Annotated in this window: 14 protein-coding genes, 3 tRNA genes and 2 rRNA genes; 13 read left to right on the forward strand and 6 right to left on the reverse strand. The window is 46.9% G+C overall.

What is annotated here, in order from left to right:
* Positions 1 to 33 precede the first annotated feature (33 nt).
* The 4 genes from atpD (at position 34) to priA (ending at position 5406) form a co-directional block, all read left to right on the forward strand.
* Complete coding sequence (gene atpD / locus FD968_RS00115; RefSeq protein WP_071467468.1) at positions 34 to 1434, forward strand: F0F1 ATP synthase subunit beta; 1401 nt, start codon at positions 34 to 36, stop codon at positions 1432 to 1434.
* A 21-nt stretch (positions 1435 to 1455) separates the two neighbouring features.
* Positions 1456 to 1872, forward strand: a complete 417-nt coding sequence (locus tag FD968_RS00120) for a F0F1 ATP synthase subunit epsilon (RefSeq protein ID WP_215366405.1) — start codon at positions 1456 to 1458, stop codon at positions 1870 to 1872.
* Positions 1873 to 1881: 9 nt separating this feature from the next.
* Entirely contained in the window at positions 1882 to 3000 is a 1119-nt protein-coding gene (hemE, locus tag FD968_RS00125; RefSeq protein WP_371817766.1) for a uroporphyrinogen decarboxylase, read from the forward strand.
* A gap of 267 nt (positions 3001 to 3267) precedes the next feature.
* Positions 3268 to 5406: a primosomal protein N' gene (gene priA / locus FD968_RS00130; protein WP_215366411.1), complete on the forward strand. Its 2139-nt coding sequence runs from the start codon at positions 3268 to 3270 to the stop codon at positions 5404 to 5406.
* A gap of 3 nt (positions 5407 to 5409) precedes the next feature.
* On the opposite strand, the gene gcvH is transcribed toward priA, so the two are convergent.
* Positions 5410 to 5802, reverse strand: a complete 393-nt coding sequence (gcvH, locus tag FD968_RS00135) for a glycine cleavage system protein GcvH (RefSeq protein WP_215366414.1) — start codon at positions 5800 to 5802, stop codon at positions 5410 to 5412.
* A gap of 65 nt (positions 5803 to 5867) precedes the next feature.
* Here gcvH and FD968_RS00140 point away from each other — a divergent pair, with 65 nt between their 5' ends.
* Complete coding sequence (locus tag FD968_RS00140) at positions 5868 to 6512, forward strand: MBL fold metallo-hydrolase (RefSeq protein WP_371817738.1); 645 nt, start codon at positions 5868 to 5870, stop codon at positions 6510 to 6512.
* Positions 6513 to 6530: 18 nt separating this feature from the next.
* On the opposite strand, the gene FD968_RS00145 is transcribed toward FD968_RS00140, so the two are convergent.
* From FD968_RS00145 to FD968_RS00155, 3 genes are all read right to left on the reverse strand, one after another.
* Complete coding sequence (locus tag FD968_RS00145) at positions 6531 to 6716, reverse strand: hypothetical protein (RefSeq protein WP_143070006.1); 186 nt, start codon at positions 6714 to 6716, stop codon at positions 6531 to 6533.
* Positions 6717 to 6757: 41 nt separating this feature from the next.
* Positions 6758 to 7900, reverse strand: a complete 1143-nt coding sequence (locus FD968_RS00150; protein WP_251367583.1) for a fatty acid desaturase — start codon at positions 7898 to 7900, stop codon at positions 6758 to 6760.
* A gap of 82 nt (positions 7901 to 7982) precedes the next feature.
* Positions 7983 to 8058: transfer RNA gene (locus FD968_RS00155), tRNA-Arg, on the reverse strand.
* A gap of 103 nt (positions 8059 to 8161) precedes the next feature.
* Here FD968_RS00155 and FD968_RS00160 point away from each other — a divergent pair.
* On the forward strand, positions 8162 to 8653 hold the full coding sequence (locus tag FD968_RS00160) for a cytochrome c5 family protein (protein ID WP_215366417.1): 492 nt from the start codon (positions 8162 to 8164) through the stop codon (positions 8651 to 8653).
* Positions 8654 to 8698: 45 nt separating this feature from the next.
* Here the strand turns inward: FD968_RS00160 and rsmI are convergent, their stop codons facing one another.
* Entirely contained in the window at positions 8699 to 9604 is a 906-nt protein-coding gene (gene rsmI, locus FD968_RS00165) for a 16S rRNA (cytidine(1402)-2'-O)-methyltransferase (RefSeq protein WP_215366420.1), read from the reverse strand.
* Between the two features lie 106 nt (positions 9605 to 9710).
* Here rsmI and FD968_RS00170 point away from each other — a divergent pair, with 106 nt between their 5' ends.
* Genes FD968_RS00170 through FD968_RS00180 form a run of 3 tightly spaced genes read left to right on the forward strand, consistent with a single transcriptional unit; the run spans position 9711 to position 11357 of the window.
* Positions 9711 to 10313 (forward strand): phosphoheptose isomerase, encoded by a 603-nt coding sequence (locus FD968_RS00170; RefSeq protein WP_215366423.1) that lies wholly within the window; start codon positions 9711 to 9713, stop codon positions 10311 to 10313.
* 27 nt (positions 10314 to 10340) lie between these two features.
* Complete coding sequence (locus FD968_RS00175) at positions 10341 to 10991, forward strand: BON domain-containing protein (RefSeq protein ID WP_215366426.1); 651 nt, start codon at positions 10341 to 10343, stop codon at positions 10989 to 10991.
* Positions 10992 to 11009: 18 nt separating this feature from the next.
* Positions 11010 to 11357, forward strand: a complete 348-nt coding sequence (locus tag FD968_RS00180) for a c-type cytochrome (protein ID WP_215366431.1) — start codon at positions 11010 to 11012, stop codon at positions 11355 to 11357.
* A 16-nt stretch (positions 11358 to 11373) separates the two neighbouring features.
* Here the strand turns inward: FD968_RS00180 and FD968_RS00185 are convergent, their stop codons facing one another.
* Positions 11374 to 12030: a GNAT family N-acetyltransferase gene (locus FD968_RS00185; protein WP_215366434.1), complete on the reverse strand. Its 657-nt coding sequence runs from the start codon at positions 12028 to 12030 to the stop codon at positions 11374 to 11376.
* Between the two features lie 477 nt (positions 12031 to 12507).
* Between FD968_RS00185 and FD968_RS00190 the strand changes: the two genes are divergently transcribed.
* The 4 genes from FD968_RS00190 to FD968_RS00205 all read left to right on the forward strand — a co-directional run bounded on the left by FD968_RS00190 (position 12508) and on the right by FD968_RS00205 (position 17424).
* Positions 12508 to 14040, forward strand: a 16S ribosomal RNA gene (locus tag FD968_RS00190).
* A 59-nt stretch (positions 14041 to 14099) separates the two neighbouring features.
* A tRNA-Ile gene (locus FD968_RS00195) sits at positions 14100 to 14176 on the forward strand.
* 30 nt (positions 14177 to 14206) lie between these two features.
* Positions 14207 to 14282 (forward strand) — tRNA-Ala (locus FD968_RS00200).
* 268 nt (positions 14283 to 14550) lie between these two features.
* Positions 14551 to 17424, forward strand: a 23S ribosomal RNA gene (locus tag FD968_RS00205).
* Together the 16S and 23S rRNA genes with 2 tRNA genes alongside form the textbook arrangement of a ribosomal RNA operon.
* Positions 17425 to 17471: the final 47 nt, after the last annotated feature.

A 17471-nucleotide genomic window follows, 5' to 3' on the forward strand; every position in this document is an offset into this window, starting at 1 on the left:
ACAGAATTCAGGAATTAAAAGCGGAGAAATGCGATGAGTAACGGAAATATCGTGCAATGTATCGGTCCAGTGGTGGACATTCAGTTCCCACGTGACAAAATGCCAAACATTTATGATGCGTTGACATTAGTTGATAGCGGCGAAAAATCATTTGCTGAAAAAGGCTTGACCTTTGAAGTTCAGCAACAAATCGGTGACGGCGTAGTTCGCGCGATTGCCATGGGTGCGAGCGATGGCTTGCGTCGTGGCATGGAAGTGAAATCTACAGGTAAGCCAATTTCTGTGCCAGTTGGCCCAGCAACATTAGGCCGCATCATGGACGTTTTAGGGCGCCCAATTGATGACGCAGGTCCGATTGCTACTGAAGAGCGTCGCGCTATTCACCAGCCAGCGCCTAAGTTTGATGAGCTCTCGCCTTCTGTTGACTTGCTCGAAACCGGTATTAAGGTTATTGACTTAGTTTGCCCGTTCGCTAAAGGCGGTAAGGTTGGCTTGTTCGGTGGTGCCGGTGTTGGTAAGACCGTGAACATGATGGAATTGATTAACAACATCGCTAAGCAACACTCAGGTTTGTCAGTGTTCGCCGGTGTTGGTGAGCGTACTCGTGAAGGTAATGACTTCTACCACGAGATGAAAGAATCTAACGTTATCGACAAAGTGGCGATGGTGTTTGGTCAGATGAACGAGCCTCCTGGCAACCGTTTGCGCGTTGCGTTGACTGGTTTGACTATGGCTGAAGCGTTCCGTGACGAAGGCCGTGACATTTTGTTCTTCGTTGATAACATCTACCGTTACACACTGGCTGGTACTGAAGTTTCTGCGTTGCTAGGTCGTATGCCTTCTGCTGTGGGTTACCAACCTACATTGGCTGAAGAGATGGGTAAATTGCAAGAGCGCATTACCTCTACTAAGACTGGTTCCGTTACTTCTATCCAGGCCGTTTACGTTCCTGCGGATGACTTAACCGATCCGTCACCAGCGACAACCTTCTTGCACTTAGACTCCACAGTTGTGTTGTCACGTGATATTGCAGCATTGGGTATTTACCCAGCGGTTGATCCATTGGACTCCACCAGCCGTCAGCTCGACCCACAAGTGGTTGGTCAAGAGCACTATGAAGTTGCTCGTGACGTACAGATGACTTTGCAGCGCTACAAAGAATTGCGCGACATTATTGCGATTTTGGGTATGGACGAGTTGTCACCAGAAGACAAATTGGCTGTATCACGTGCTCGTAAGATTCAGCGTTTCTTGTCCCAGCCTTTCCACGTTGCTGAAGTGTTTACTGGTTCACCAGGCAAATACGTGCCATTGAAAGAAACCATCCGTGGTTTCAAAATGATCTGCAGCGGCGAATTGGATCACTTGCCTGAGCAAGCGTTTTACATGGTGGGTTCAATTGATGAAGCCATCGAGAAAGCCAAGAAGCTTTAATCGATTTCATCTAGGGAAATTATGTCAAACATACATGTCGACGTAGTTAGTGCCGAGCGCTCTATTTTCAGTGGAGAGGCTAAGTTTGTAGCCCTTCCTGGTGAGGGTGGCGAGCTTGGCATCTTGCATGGTCACACCCCACTGATTACCCGTATTCGTCCTGGCTCTGTTCGCATTGAAAAGGCGGATGGCGATGAAGAATTCGTGTTTGTTGCTGGCGGTTATTTAGAAGTTCAGCCTGATCGCGTTACCGTATTAGCAGATACCGCTATTCGCGGACACGATCTTGATGAAGCAAAAGCATTAGAAGCCAAGAAGCGTGCAGAAGAAGCAATGCAAAACCGCGGCACTGATTTTGATTTGGCATTGGCCCAGTCCGAGTTTGCCATGGCAGCCGCTCAGCTTGCTGCTATCGCTCGTTTCCGCCGTAAAAAGTAAAAGTCGGTCATTCCCTTGTTATTAAATGATCGGTTTTTGAAGGCCTGCCTGGGCGAAGCGGTTGACCAAACACCGCTTTGGCTCATGCGACAAGCTGGCCGCTATCTTCCCGAATACAATGCGACCCGTGCTAAAGCTGGAAGCTTTCTCGGGCTTGCAAAAAATCCTGCATACGCCACTGAGGTAACACTTCAACCTTTGGATCGCTATCCATTGGATGCGGCTATTTTGTTCTCCGATATTTTGACCATTCCTGATGCAATGGGATTGGGCTTGAAATTTACGACTGGCGAAGGCCCGAGCTTTGATCACCCCCTTCGCACTGAAGAAGCGGTTAAAAAATTACGTGTCGCAGACATGGGTGAACTGAAATATGTATTTGATGCCGTTTCAGAGATTCGTAAGGCGCTGATACAGGATGGCAAGCAACGTGTTCCATTGATTGGCTTCTCTGGAAGCCCATGGACATTAGCTTGCTACATGATTGATGGTTCTGGTTCTGATGATTTCCGCCATGCTAAAACCATGATGTTCAGCCGTCCTGATTTGTTGAAGCACATCTTAGATATCAACGCTCAATCGGTTGCTGCGTATCTTACTGAGCAAGCAAAAGCCGGCGCACAAGCGCTGATGATTTTTGATACTTGGGGCGGAATGTTGCCAGACGGTTGGTATCAAGAGATGTCTTTGGCCTCTATGCAAAAAGTGATTGCGATGTTGCCAAGAGAGCATGAAGGTAGAAAAATTCCAGTGATTATGTTTACCAAGGGCGGCGCCATTTGGTTAAACGATATGGCGCAAGTTGGCGCGGATGTGATTGCAATGGATTGGACTATGTCGCTCAGTCGCGCACGCAAACAATTGCTTGCATTGAACAAGCCGCTAGCATTACAGGGTAATTTAGACCCGCTTGTGCTGTTCTCAGAACCCGCAGACATTGCAAAACAAGCAACCATACTGTTAGATGATCTCGCGAGTGCTCCCGCTCTAAAACCAGGCTTGCATCCTTTAGATGGGCACGTCTTTAATCTGGGGCATGGAATTTCTCAATTTACGCCACCAGAAAGCGTTACAGTTTTGGCTGAAACGGTCATCAAGCACTCCAGGGCTCTAAGATCAAAGCAATAATCCTGAGTGATTGCTAACTTGCAGCTAAGATTTTTGGCAAAAGTTATGCACAGTTTTGGTTACAAATCAAAATTCAGGGGGATTCCGATTAAAGATGAATTTTTACTTTCGGAAGATGATGTAAATAACTGATTTATATAGTTATTTAATAATAATGCTCAAAAACAGAGCCGCTAGAGTTTGCTGGTAAATTAGCTTATAAATCACAGTTCTTGGATGATATCCACAGACTTATCCACAAGCAAAAAAGAAAAAACGAAGTAAATCATGTCTTCACCCATCGTGGTCCAAGTTGTTGTTGATAAGCCTTTGGCCCAGGGTTTTGATTATTTATGGGACAAGAGCGCATTGGGGTTAGATCCCGAGGTGGGCCATATTGTTGAGGTTCCATTTGGGCCCGCAACATTGGTAGGCATGGTCATAAAAGTTAGCGCTCACTCTGATTTTGATATTGAGAAGTTAAAGCCCGTTACCCAGTTGGCACCACTACCGCCAATGGACCCTGCCGCTTTGAGGCTAATGAATTTTGCAAGCCAATACTACATCCATGGACTTGGAGAAACCATCATCCCTACGATTCCACAGATGTGGAAAAAGTCCTCGGACTGGGAAAAAATATTAGCAAAGATAAATCCAGCAGAGGCGAAAAAAACCAAGAAGAAAAAAGTTGAAGAGCCCGTGCGTTCTGAAGGCTACATCGGCGAATCACAACTCAATGAAGCACAAGAAGAGGCCTTAAAACAGCTTCGCGCAAGTAGCACCCAAAAGGAATTTAAAGCAAGTCTTTTGCAGGGACAAACGGGTAGTGGCAAAACCGCAGTATTTTTAAATTGGCTTAAAACAGTTCTTGGTGATGAAAATTCTCAGGCGCTTATTTTGGTGCCAGAGATTAACCTCACTCCGCAATTAGAGCGAAGGGTGCGCGCTTATTTCCCAGATAAAAAAATGGTGGTGCTACACAGTGGCATCAGCGAAAAGAAACGCGGCATCGCTTGGTATGAGGCTGTCACCGGAAAGGCGCAAATCATTTTAGGGACGCGATTGGCTGCATTGACGCCCCTGCCAAACCTACGCGCAATTGTGGTGGATGAAGAGCATGACCCTTCTTATAAACAACAGGATGGTATTCGTTATTCCGCTAGAGATCTAGCAGTGTGGCGTGCACATGATTTAAAAATTCCGATACTACTATCTTCAGCAACGCCCTCTCTAGAGACTTGGATGGCAGCCAAATCAGGGCGCTATCAATATCTGCGTTTAGATCAGCGTGCACAAGGGGCAGGCTTACCAAGAGTGCATTTGATCAATACGCGAGACCCTCAAAATCAATTTAGCCCAGGAGATCTAGATAAGCCCGCAACAAAAATTTCATTGAGCAAGCCATTGGTTGGCGCCATTAATAGAAGTCTTCAAGAAAAAAAGCAAAGCCTAGTTTTAATTAATCGAAGGGGCTATGCACCAGTCTTAAGTTGCGGCGCATGTTCATGGCTATCAAAGTGTCAGCAATGTAGCTCGTACATGGTGATGCATAAAGCAGGCGCTTTAGGCCGTAAGCCAGTCTTAAGTTGTCACCATTGTGGTTTAGTGAAACCTATTCCAAGTCATTGCCCAGATTGTGGCAATGCTGATTTGAAAACCCTTGGACAGGGCACACAAAAGCTTGAAGATTCCATTGAAGAGGTTTGGCCAGGAGCACGCGTTTTACGGGTTGACACTGACTCTAGCCGCAAGAGCAAGGGTGCTGAGGAGCTGTTTCAAGAAATTCATGATGGGAATGTAGATATTGTGGTTGGCACCCAAATGATTGCCAAAGGACACGACTACCAAAATATTGGTTTGGTTGCGGTTTTAGATGCCGATAGTCGCTTGTTCTCCCAAGATTTTCGGGCGGCAGAGAGATTGTTTGCCCAACTTGTTCAGGTTGCAGGCCGAGCTGGGCGCGCCAGTAAGGATGGTGAGGAGAGCGGCGACATTTATATCGAAACACAATTCCCAGAGGCAGCAGTATTTCAATATTTATTACGACATGATGTGGATGGATTTTTATCCCACATTGCTAGCGAACGAGACGAGGCAAAATTGCCGCCCTTCTCTTATCAAGGCTTGGTGCACGCAGAGGCTAAAAGCTTAGACAAAGCGATTGGGTTTTTAAGCTCTCTGAAGGGGCGTTTGAGGGGTCAGGGCTTGATTACACAAGGCTTACGAGTCTATGATCCTGTTCCCAAGAGTATGTTGCGGGTAGCCGGAATTGAGCGGGCTCAGCTCGTAGTGGAGTCCGATGATCGCAGGCAACTACAGGATGCTTTAGAGGCTATCGATCGCGAGTTACGCGATAGCTCACAGGGCCGCATTAGCAAGGTTGATCGAATTCGTTGGTTGATTGAGCGCGATCCAATCTCAATCTAGCGCTTAGGCTCCTGGGCCAGACCTATATTTTTCTAGACTCAAGAGCTGATTTAAATCATTAGCAAGGCTGTCATTAGAGCTAGGCTTGATTTTGAAAAGCCAAACAGCATACGGATTTTCATTAACTAATTCTGGTGATGCCTCGACTGCTGGATTAAGCTCAACAATTTCACCGCTTACTGGCGCATGAATGTCACTGGCTGCTTTTACAGATTCAATGACGGCAATGGCTTCACCTTGTTTGACCTGTTGGCCAATCTTAGGCGCCTGAAAGAACATCACATCACCCAAAGCCTCTTGAGCATGGTTACTAATACCAACCCACACTAGACCATCACTTTCAATATCGGCCCATTCATGAGTTTCAGCAAATTTAAATGTATCTTGGGTATTCATGTTTTATCCTTTGAGAATATTTTATGCGTAGTCACATAAACTAGCTTTCATCCAATCATTTATTTATGCCAATCAAATTAGGAATCGTTCCTGTTACGCCATTTGAGCAAAACTGCTCTATTCTGGTTTGCCAAGAGACCGGGGATGCTGCGGTAGTTGATCCTGGGGGCGATATTGACAAGATCCTAGATGGTGTAAGCCAAATGGGGGGTAATGTAAAAAAGATTTTGTTAACCCATGGCCACCTAGATCATTGTGCTGCCGCTAAAGATTTGGCTGATCAGTTAGGTGTACCGATTGAAGGCCCTCAAGAGGACGAGCGTTTTTGGCTTGAGCAATTGCCCGAGCAAACGGTGCGTTTTGGTTTTGGCCATGCAAAAGTATTTGAACCTAACCGTTGGCTTACTGATGGTGATCATGTTCAAGTCGGTAATGTGGATCTTGAAGTATTTCATTGTCCTGGACATACGCCGGGACACGTTATCTTTTTTGATAAAGAAGACCGCCTGGCAATTGTGGGTGATGTTTTATTTGCTGGTTCGATTGGTAGAACAGATTTTCCACGTGGCAATCATGCCGACTTGATTAACGCGATCAAAACAAAACTTTGGCCGCTTGGCGATGATGTGCAGTTTGTTCCGGGACATGGTCCAATGTCTACGTTCGGAAACGAACGTAAAACCAATCCCTATGTAGGGGATGGCGCTTAAAACGATAAAGCGAAAAAATTAGGTTTTAGCTGAACCAGTACGATGTGTACGGTTATAGAGACAGCTCGCGCAAATCCAGCGCTGCTTGCGATTGCTCGTAGGAATCCATGTGCCGCCTTCAAGTCGTTTTTCGCGACTGCAAGAAGAGCAAAACTTGAGGCTCTGGGATGAATCTTGGGTAGCGGCTGGAGTCGAAGTAGTCATGGGCAATCCGGGTAAGGCAAATCTTTGTACAGAGATCTATTTTACCCGTTTTGTCCTGCTGGCATTGGGGTTAAGACAACTCGGACAGAATCGGCCGTTTTATTGCCATCAAAGTCCAGCCAAGCCTTATTCTCAAAGTCATAGAGCTTGCACTTGCGGGCAGTGTCGAAATACCAAGCCCAGGAGAATTTTTGAATAAAAATACGCTCTGGAAGGATGGTTTCAAGGGTTTTTTGGGCCTCTGGTAGGCGATAGAGTGGAACGCTCATGTCAACGTGATGGGCAGTATGTTCCATGATGTGGTGCATCAAGGAGCCCCAAATCCAGTTAAAAGTCAGGTGAACCGTAGTCGACACAAAAGGCTGAGCGCGCAGCCACTCGGATTTTTTGTCGTACCAAGAAACAGAAGGATGTGTATGGTGAACGTAGACCACAAAGCCAATCATGCCGTTCCAAAATAGGAATGGCACTGCAAAGCCAGTGATTAAACCAACCCAAATCGATTGGCCGGTTGTAATAGCGCCAGCAATTAGGCAACCAATCCAAATCATTGCAAATGCTGTCACGAGCAAATTGTCCTTTAAGAAAATGGGACGATCGCCTGGTTTGTTTTGTGCATTTGGAAAGTACTCGCGCCTCCACCAAATTTCAATGAGGTAATAGAAAACTGGACCCCAGCCACTGCGGTAGAGGCGCTCTAGAGCCTTACGGAACGGGGGAAGCGCGTCATATTCTTCTTTAGAAAGCGGCGCCCAAACAAAGTCAAAACCTTTTAAATTGGTTTGGCCGTGGTGCACTACGTTATGACCAACATCCCACAAGCTGTAGGGAGTAAGCGAAGGCAAAAACGCAACTCGTCCGAGCACTTTATTGAGTTCACGATTTGGTGTATAGCTCTGATGGCAGGCATCGTGACCCAAAATAAAAATACGACCAGTTACAAAGCCGGCAACTAATCCAAAAATGATTTTGAGAAAAATGTTTTCAACAAATACAGTTCCAGCAATACAGCCAAGCCACAGAAAAGCGTCAATCATGAGCAACAGAATCGCACGCCCTGTTTCTCCCTGCGCCATTGGAATAAGCCAGCTCCGAATGATTTTGCGGTGCGGTAAAGGCGCCTCAGGGGGCAAAGGATTGGTCAGAGAAGGCTCTGAAAGGGCTGAATTTAGATGTGTAGACACGACAAGAATCAATAAGTTAGATGCAAATGATAGCGGTTTTCGTGATTTCTCGCATGATGTAGGTCAAAAACCCCTCCTGTTTTGGCGCGCCCGGCAGGAATCGAACCTGCGACCCTTGGCTTCGGAGGCCAATACTCTATCCACTGAGCTACGGGCGCCCACGGAAAACTGGATACCAGGCTATTGTAAGTGCCTATAGCCCTACTCTCTAGTTATAATCACCGCAAAACAACTCTATAACCCGTCAAACGATAAATTCTTATGAGCAACGAGCACGGAAATCTGATTAAGTCCCCAAAGCAACTCATCATCATGGTATTTGCAAGTTTTTTTGTGCCCTTGATCATTATTTTGTTATTGATGGTTTTTGTGAACAATGGCAAACGCGGTGATTCTTCAGCCACTACAGAGCAGCTGATTAAACCAGTAGCCCAATTGAATTTTAAAGATGCAAGTGCTCCCAAGGAGCTGCAAACTGGCGAACAAGTTTATAAAGCTGTTTGCTCTTCTTGTCATGCAAGTGGCGCAGCGGGCGCACCGAAGTTTGGTGATACAGCGGCCTGGGCGTCACGCCTAGGAAAAGGCTACGACGGATTACTCACTTCTGTATTGAAGGGCAAAGGCGCAATGCCAGCACGCGGCGGATCTAATCCTGCTGATATCAGTGATTATGAGTTGGGTCGCGCAGTGGTTTACTTGGCGAATTCAGCAGGTGGCAAATTGCCAGAGCCTAAAGCACCCGCAGCAAAATAAATTTTTACTGCTCTGATAAAAAAAGCTGGCTACCTGCCAGCTTTTTTATTTTTTGCTCTCGTCCACTTTTGCGTCTAAAGCAATTTGATAAGCATCTTTTTTTGTTAGCCCCATTGTTTGGGAAAGCACCGCCGCAATTTCTTTGCTACCCAAATAAGGGCTTAAGGCGCTTGCCCAACGCATCAGGGAATTATGCTCAGGAGCCTCATCGCCACTGGCTTGGCGCCCAGCGACGAGGATGATGAATTCACCCTTAAGGCTTTCAGCATTTTCAATCCAGGAAGAAATTTCTTGTGCTTGAATAGAAACAAGTTGCTCAAATTTTTTAGTTAACTCGCGGCAAATAAAAATAGGCCGCTCTTTTTCTAATGAGTTTGCGAGCAAAAGAAGTGTCTCGCGAATGTTGTGTGGCGACTCAAAAAAGATGCTGGTTTTTTTGCTGCTGGAAATGTCTTGCAAAAGAAGGTCACGTTCTTTTGCTTTATGCGGCCAGAAACCCAAGAACTGAAATTGACCATCGGAGTTGAGCATGACACGCCCCGATGCTGAGATTGCACAAGATACGGAACTTGCTCCAGGAACAGGAATGACCCGAAATCCGGCCTTCTGCACTTCATCCACAAGGCGCGCGCCCGGATCAGAAACACCTGGAGTGCCAGCATCAGAGATATAGGCCCAGCGCTCATTGTTGGCAAGATGTTGAATAACCGTTTGGGCGCCACCAAGCTCATTGTGCGCATGTAAGGCCAAACATTTTTTGTGGATGCCAAATTGCTGTAGAAGCGAGGCGCTATGCCTGGTGTCTTCACAAGCGATACCATTCATAGCATTGAGCACATGAAGTGCGCGCAAGGTGATGTCGCCCAAATTACCTATCGGGGTGGCGACCATATACAAAGCCCCAGCAGGCAAATCTTGTTGCTTTAAAAAATCCAATGAGCCTAGTTCCATGGGGGTATTGTCTGCTGAAGGTCAATCAATAAGCAAGAGAATACGTTGCTTTTGGGTTAAGCTGATTGCATCAGAATTTAGGCCTTCTTTGGCGCATAATATTGCTATGGATAAAGACACTATTGAACGTTTGCGCAAACGCGCGTCCCAACATTTTTTAGACAGTATTGCGGTAAAGCAAGAGGCTGAAAAAATTCTTCCAGAGTCTGTGGCTCGTGGTGTGCTTGCTATGGTCGATTGTTTAAAGTCCGGCGGCAAAGTGATGGCCTGCGGAAACGGCGGCTCGGCAGCAGACGCGCAACATTTTGCAGCTGAGTTGATTGGCAGATTTGAGCGTGAGCGACAAGAGCTGGCTGCTATTGCGTTGACAACGGATAGCTCTATCTTGACGGCTGTCGGCAATGACTACAGTTACGATGAGGTGTTTAGCAAGCAAGTGCGTGGACTGGGTAAAAAAGGCGACATTCTTTTGGGGATTTCTACCTCAGGCAACTCAAAGAACGTCATTAAAGCGATTGAAGCGGCTAAAAAGTTGGGCATCAGCATCATTGCGCTCACTGGTAACGGCGGCGGAAAAATCGCAAGTCTCTTAGATAAAGATGACATCCATTTATGCGCCCCATCAACTCGTACTGCCAGAATTCAAGAAACCCATTTAGTTTTACTTCATAGCTTATGTGATGGCGTTGATCACATCTTGCTCGATTAATTTTTTACAAACACTAAAGATATCTAAATGCAAATCCAATCTCTCGGTAAATTCGTTATCGCTTTAATGATTGCGACACAATTGTCAGCATGTGGAGTTCTGGCAGTCGGCGGTGTTGCTGCGGGCGCGAGCATTATGGCAGATAGGCGTACACCTGGTGTACAGGCAATTGACAATGGCATTGAGCTAGAAGCGAATGCTGCGCTTGCTAAAAAATTCGGCGATAACGCACACATCAACGTAACCTCTTTCAATCAAAAAGTATTGCTAACTGGCGAAGTAAAAGATGCTGATATCAAAGGCGAAGCAGGCGCCTATGTAAAGGGCATGAAGAATGCGCGCTCCGTATTTAATGAATTGATTGTTGGCCCTAACAGCACATACACAGCTCGTGCTAACGACTCTTATCTAGAGTCAAAGATTAAAGCGCAGATGATCTTTACAGAAAAGTTACCATCGAATTCGATGTCCATTGTTGCTGAGGGAACGAGCGTTTATTTGATGGGCATTCTGACTCAAAACGAAGCAGACTTGGCAAAGAAAATTGCTAGCAATACCAATGGCGTGAAAGATGTTTACGTTTACTTTGACATCATTTCTGAAGAAGAAAAAAATCGTCTAGAAAAGCAAGGCAAGGCTGATCAAACACAACCAAACTCACCTCCAAAATTTCAATAATGGATTTCTAGGTTTGTGATGTATTTAAAGCGAGTGACTGTAAAAATAGTTTATTTATCTGTAGCACTCGCTTGTTTCATTTCTACTGCGCATGCAAGTGGCGAAGATCAAAAAGCATTTGCAATCGCAAAACAAAATGCTTGCTTGGGTTGTCACGCAATTGATAAGAAAATTGTTGGGCCAAGTTTTCAATCTGTTGCGCAGAAATATAAAAGCGATTTAAACGCGCAAACATTTTTGAAAAATAAAATTGCAAAAGGCGGCGCAGGCTCGTGGGGTGTTGTTCCTATGCCTGCGAATTCAAAATTAAGCGACGCAGATTTATCTTTACTAACGAGCTGGATATTACGCGGCGCGCCGAATTAAAAATAACGTGCGTGCATCAACGTGCGGGCACAGGTCTTCCTAAGAACCACCACCAAGCCTGATAGGCTAGCTTTAAATTTTCTTTAAGAGCGTAATCAAAGTCTGCCCATTGTTCGTTGGCAGCTTCTTCAACAATACTTCCAGGATTTGCTGGCGGTAATTTGAGATATGCATCAGCATCGCCATAGGCATATTCAACGGCCATTCCTGCTTTCTGAGCCAAATGCATCATTGCTTTGTTATTAGCAAGGCAGTGAACATAGAGTATTTGAATATTGCTATTACGTGAATGCACCGCAGAACGTTGTAGCAAGGCAGTTCCAAGGCCTTGCGCCCTTCCCTCTGGCAATACGGACACACCAAATTCAGCGGCGTGGGGCTCCCCTTTAATCTCCGGCAAATACGCCAGATGAGCCATGCCAATCAGCTTTAAATTGCCATCGAAGACGCCGAATACAGCATCTCTACTGAAATCAAGTTGCTCAACATAGTGATGAATGACTTCATCAGGGGTTTGTGTGCCAAAACGTAGGCGACGATCGTCCTCTCCCAGCTGCAATAGGTGCTTCAGAATTTCTGACCTATGCCCCTCATGAAGCTCTCGAACAGGTACACCCTGCCCTGCCATATAAGGCTTTGGAGGTAAGTGATTGTTCGCTAATTTATTGTGCATAGCAACATTTTAACAGAAAACAAGCAAAATTTCAGGGTTTTCCCTAGGGCGCGGGGTATCTGCAAATAAAGCATCAAAAATGCAGGTTTAGTGACCCACTCTTGCAGAAAAATTCTTCAAAAGGCGGAAATTTTCAAAAAAAGTTAAAAATTTTTTCAAAATACATCCCATTGATTTCATTGGGTTTATTTGAGGGGTCAGAAAAATCTTCGCTTTTTATAGGAAAAAGAGTGCGAAAGGTGTTGACAACCCTATGCGGGTATGTCATAGTCTCGCTTCTTCGCTGAATGTTTTTGAAAAACGATTCAGCCCCTCTTTAAAAATTAGTCAACCGATAATTGTGGGTACTAAGTGAAAGCATCCAGTCCTTCGGGACAGATGTAAATAAATAGTACTCATAGACAGTAAAAAGATTTGGTTTTATTACCAAGTCAATTTCTTGAATGAGTGCGACGATCCGCAAGGATCACAGGAATTGAACTGAAGAGTTTGATCCTGGCTCAGATTGAACGCTGGCGGCATGCCTTACACATGCAAGTCGAACGGCAGCACGGGTGCTTGCACCTGGTGGCGAGTGGCGAACGGGTGAGTAATACATCGGAACGTACCTTATCGTGGGGGATAACGCAGCGAAAGCTGTGCTAATACCGCATACGCCCTGAGGGGGAAAGCGGGGGATCGAAAGACCTCGCGCGATTAGAGCGGCCGATGCCTGATTAGCTTGTTGGTGGGGTAAAAGCCCACCAAGGCGACGATCAGTAGCTGGTCTGAGAGGACGATCAGCCACACTGGGACTGAGACACGGCCCAGACTCCTACGGGAGGCAGCAGTGGGGAATTTTGGACAATGGGGGCAACCCTGATCCAGCAATGCCGCGTGAGTGAAGAAGGCCTTCGGGTTGTAAAGCTCTTTTGTCAGGGAAGAAACACCGGCTCTAACACAGTCCGGGAATGACGGTACCTGAAGAATAAGCACCGGCTAACTACGTGCCAGCAGCCGCGGTAATACGTAGGGTGCGAGCGTTAATCGGAATTACTGGGCGTAAAGCGTGCGCAGGCGGTTATACAAGACAGGCGTGAAATCCCCGGGCTTAACCTGGGAATGGCGCCTGTGACTGTATAGCTAGAGTGTGTCAGAGGGGGGTAGAATTCCACGTGTAGCAGTGAAATGCGTAGATATGTGGAGGAATACCAATGGCGAAGGCAGCCCCCTGGGATAACACTGACGCTCATGCACGAAAGCGTGGGGAGCAAACAGGATTAGATACCCTGGTAGTCCACGCCCTAAACGATGCTGACTAGTTGTTCGGGATTTACATCCTGAGTAACGTAGCTAACGCGTGAAGTCAGCCGCCTGGGGAGTACGGTCGCAAGATTAAAACTCAAAGGAATTGACGGGGACCCGCACAAGCGGTGGATGATGTGGATTAATTCGATGCAACGCGAAAAACCTTACCTACCCTTGACATGTCACTAACGAAGTAGAGATACATTAGGTGCTCGTAAGAGAAAGTGAACACAGGTGCTGCATGGCTGTCGTCAGCTCGTGTCGTGAGATGTTGGGTTAAGTCCCGCAACGAGCGCAACCCTTGTCTTTAGTTGCTACGCAAGAGCACTCTAAAGAGACTGCCGGTGACAAACCGGAGGAAGGTGGGGATGACGTCAAGTCCTCATGGCCCTTATGGGTAGGGCTTCACACGTCATACAATGGTGCATACAGAGGGTTGCCAACCCGCGAGGGGGAGCTAATCTCAGAAAATGCATCGTAGTCCGGATCGTAGTCTGCAACTCGACTACGTGAAGCTGGAATCGCTAGTAATCGCGGATCAGAATGTCGCGGTGAATACGTTCCCGGGTCTTGTACACACCGCCCGTCATACCATGGGAGTGGGTTTTGCCAGAAGCCGTTAGCCTAACCGCAAGGGGGGCGACTGCCACGGCAGGGTTCATGACTGGGGTAAAGTCGTAACAAGGTAGCCGTATCGGAAGGTGCGGCTGGATCACCTCCTTTCTAGAGAAAAGATGCTGGAGCTATAGTGCCCACACTTATCGGTTGACAATAAAAGCCACGGGTCTGTAGCTCAGCTGGTTAGAGCACTGTGTTGATAACGCAGGGGTCGTAGGTTCAAGTCCTACCAGACCCACCAATCAGCGTTGATATGGACTTAGTGGACGTTGGGGGATTAGCTCAGCTGGGAGAGCACCTGCTTTGCAAGCAGGGGGTCGTCGGTTCGATCCCGTCATCCTCCACCAACATCTAAATGTCAAAACTAAGCGATTTAACGATTGTTTAGTTTTGCCATTTATGGCTGTTCTTTAAAAATTTGAGTAAGCAAAGTGTCAAATGTTTCTTTGAGAGGACATTTGACAATGTAATAAGGGTAAAGATTGAATCATCAATCAGTAATATCAAACGAGTTTTACAAAGTTCTTAACAAGTACTTACAGTTTGGATTACGGCAAACATGTCAGAAGTAGAAGTAAAACCTGTAACAGGTACTAGCAATGGTGCTCGTTATAGGATCAAGTGAATAAGTGCACATGATGGATGCCTTGGCGATTACAGGCGACGAAAGACGTTATAACCTGCGATAAGCCCCGGGGAGCTGGTAAATAAGCTTTGATCCGGGGATTTCTGAATGGGGAAACCCACCACTTTTGTGGTATCCATACCTGAATACATAGGGTATGAGAAGCGAACCTTGTGAACTGAAACATCTAAGTAGCAAGAGGAAAAGACATCAACCGAGATTCCCAAAGTAGTGGCGAGCGAAATGGGAAGAGCCTTCTAGTGATAGCTCAGTAATTAACAGAATGGAATGGAAAGTCCAACAATAAAGGGTGATAGTCCCGTATGTGAAAATTATTGAGTGGTACTAGGCTAGAGACAAGTAGGGCGGGACACGAGAAATCCTGTCTGAATATGGGGGGACCATCCTCCAAGGCTAAATACTCGTAATCGACCGATAGTGAACAAGTACCGTGAGGGAAAGGCGAAAAGAACCCCGGGAGGGGAGTGAAATAGATCCTGAAATTGTGTGCATACAAACAGTAGGAGCCTCGTAAGGGGTGACTGCGTACCTTTTGTATAATGGGTCAGCGACTTACATTCAGTAGCAAGCTTAACCGAATAGGGAAGGCGTAGCGAAAGCGAGTCCGAATAGGGCGCTAGTTGCTGGGTGTAGACCCGAAACCAGTTGATCTATCCATGGCCAGGTTGAAGGTGCGGTAACACGTACTGGAGGACCGAACCCACTAACGTTGAAAAGTTAGGGGATGAGCTGTGGATAGGGGTGAAAGGCTAAACAAAACTGGAAATAGCTGGTTCTCTCCGAAAACTATTTAGGTAGTGCCTCGTGTATCACTGTAGGGGGTAGAGCACTGTCATGGTAGTGGGGTCCATTGCGGATTACTGCGCCATAGCAAACTCCGAATACCTACAAGTGCAAGCACGGGAGACAGACATCGGGTGCTAACGTCCGGTGTCAAGAGGGAAACAACCCAGACCGCCAGCTAAGGTCCCTAATATATGCTAAGTGGGAAACGAAGTGGGAAGGCTAAAACAGTCAGGAGGTTGGCTTAGAAGCAGCCATCCTTTAAAGAAAGCGTAATAGCTCACTGATCGAGTCGTCCTGCGCGGAAGATGTAACGGGGCTAAGCATATAACCGAAGCTGCGGATCACAGCAATGTGATGGTAGGAGAGCGTTCTGTAAGCCTGTGAAGGTGTCTTGTAAAGGATGCTGGAGGTATCAGAAGTGCGAATGCTGACATGAGTAGCGATAAAGGGGGTGAAAAGCCCCCTCGCCGTAAGCCCAAGGTTTCCTGTTCAACGTTCATCGGAACAGGGTGAGTCGGCCCCTAAGGCGAGGCAGAGATGCGTAGCTGATGGGAACAAGGTTAATATTCCTTGACCATTGTTAGATGCGATGGGGGGACGGATCGCGGAAAGTTGTCCGGGTGTTGGAAGTCCCGGTTCTTGCGTTGGAGATGGCTATTAGGTAAATCCGGTAGCGTAATTCAAGGGCGTGAGACGAGCGAATTTATTCGCGAAGCAATTGGAAGTGGTTCCAAGAAAAGCCTCTAAGCTTCAGTCTAACAAGACCGTACCGCAAACCGACACAGGTGGGCGAGATGAGTATTCTAAGGCGCTTGAGAGAACTCAGGAGAAGGAACTCGGCAAATTTGTACCGTAACTTCGGGATAAGGTACGCCCTGGTAGTTTGACCCTGTACAAGGGGAGGACGAAAGGGTTGCAATAAAAAGGTGGCTGCGACTGTTTAATAAAAACACAGCACTCTGCAAACACGAAAGTGGACGTATAGGGTGTGACGCCTGCCCGGTGCTGGAAGATTAAATGATGGGGTGCAAGCTCTTGATTGAAGTCCCAGTAAACGGCGGCCGTAACTATAACGGTCCTAAGGTAGCGAAATTCCTTGTCGGGTAAGTTCCGACCTGCACGAATGGCGTAACGATGGCCACACTGTCTCCTCCTGAGACTCAGCGAAGTTGAAATGTTTGTGATGATGCAATCTACCCGTGGCTAGACGGAAAGACCCCATGAACCTTTACTGTAGCTTTGCATTGGACTTTGAATCGGTCTGTGTAGGATAGGTGGGAGGCGTTGATAACAGGATGCTAGTTCTGTTGGAGCCAACCTTGAAATACCACCCTGATTTATTTGAGGTTCTAACCTTGGCCCGTTATCCGGGTCGGGAACAGTGCATGGTAGGCAGTTTGACTGGGGCGGTCTCCTCCCAAAGTGTAACGGAGGAGTACGAAGGTACGCTTGGTACGGTCGGACATCGTACCTAAAGTGCAATGGCAAAAGCGTGCTTAACTGCGAGACCGACAAGTCGAGCAGGTGCGAAAGCAGGTCATAGTGATCCGGTGGTTCTGTATGGAAGGGCCATCGCTCAACGGATAAAAGGTACTCTGGGGATAACAGGCTGATACCGCCCAAGAGTTCATATCGACGGCGGTGTTTGGCACCTCGATGTCGGCTCATCTCATCCTGGGGCTGTAGCCGGTCCCAAGGGTATGGCTGTTCGCCATTTAAAGAGGTACGTGAGCTGGGTTTAAAACGTCGTGAGACAGTTTGGTCCCTATCTGCCATGGGCGTTGGAGATTTGACGGGGGCTGCTCCTAGTACGAGAGGACCGGAGTGGACATTCCGCTGGTGTACCTGTTGTTTCGCCAGAAGCATCGCAGGGTAGCTATGAATGGAAGAGATAACCGCTGAAAGCATCTAAGCGGGAAACTTGCCTGAAGATGAGATCTCCCGTAGGTTTAACCTACATAAAGGGTCGTTGAAGACCACAACGTTGATAGGTCGGGTGTGGAAGCGCAGTAATGCGTTAAGCTAACCGATACTAATTGCCCGTTAGGCTTGATCCTATAACCAGCACTATTGTGTTGGATGTTTGCCAGATTTAATCTGCATC

This window comes from Polynucleobacter sp. AP-Titi-500A-B4, assembly GCF_018688095.1.
Lineage (GTDB): Bacteria > Pseudomonadota > Gammaproteobacteria > Burkholderiales > Burkholderiaceae > Polynucleobacter.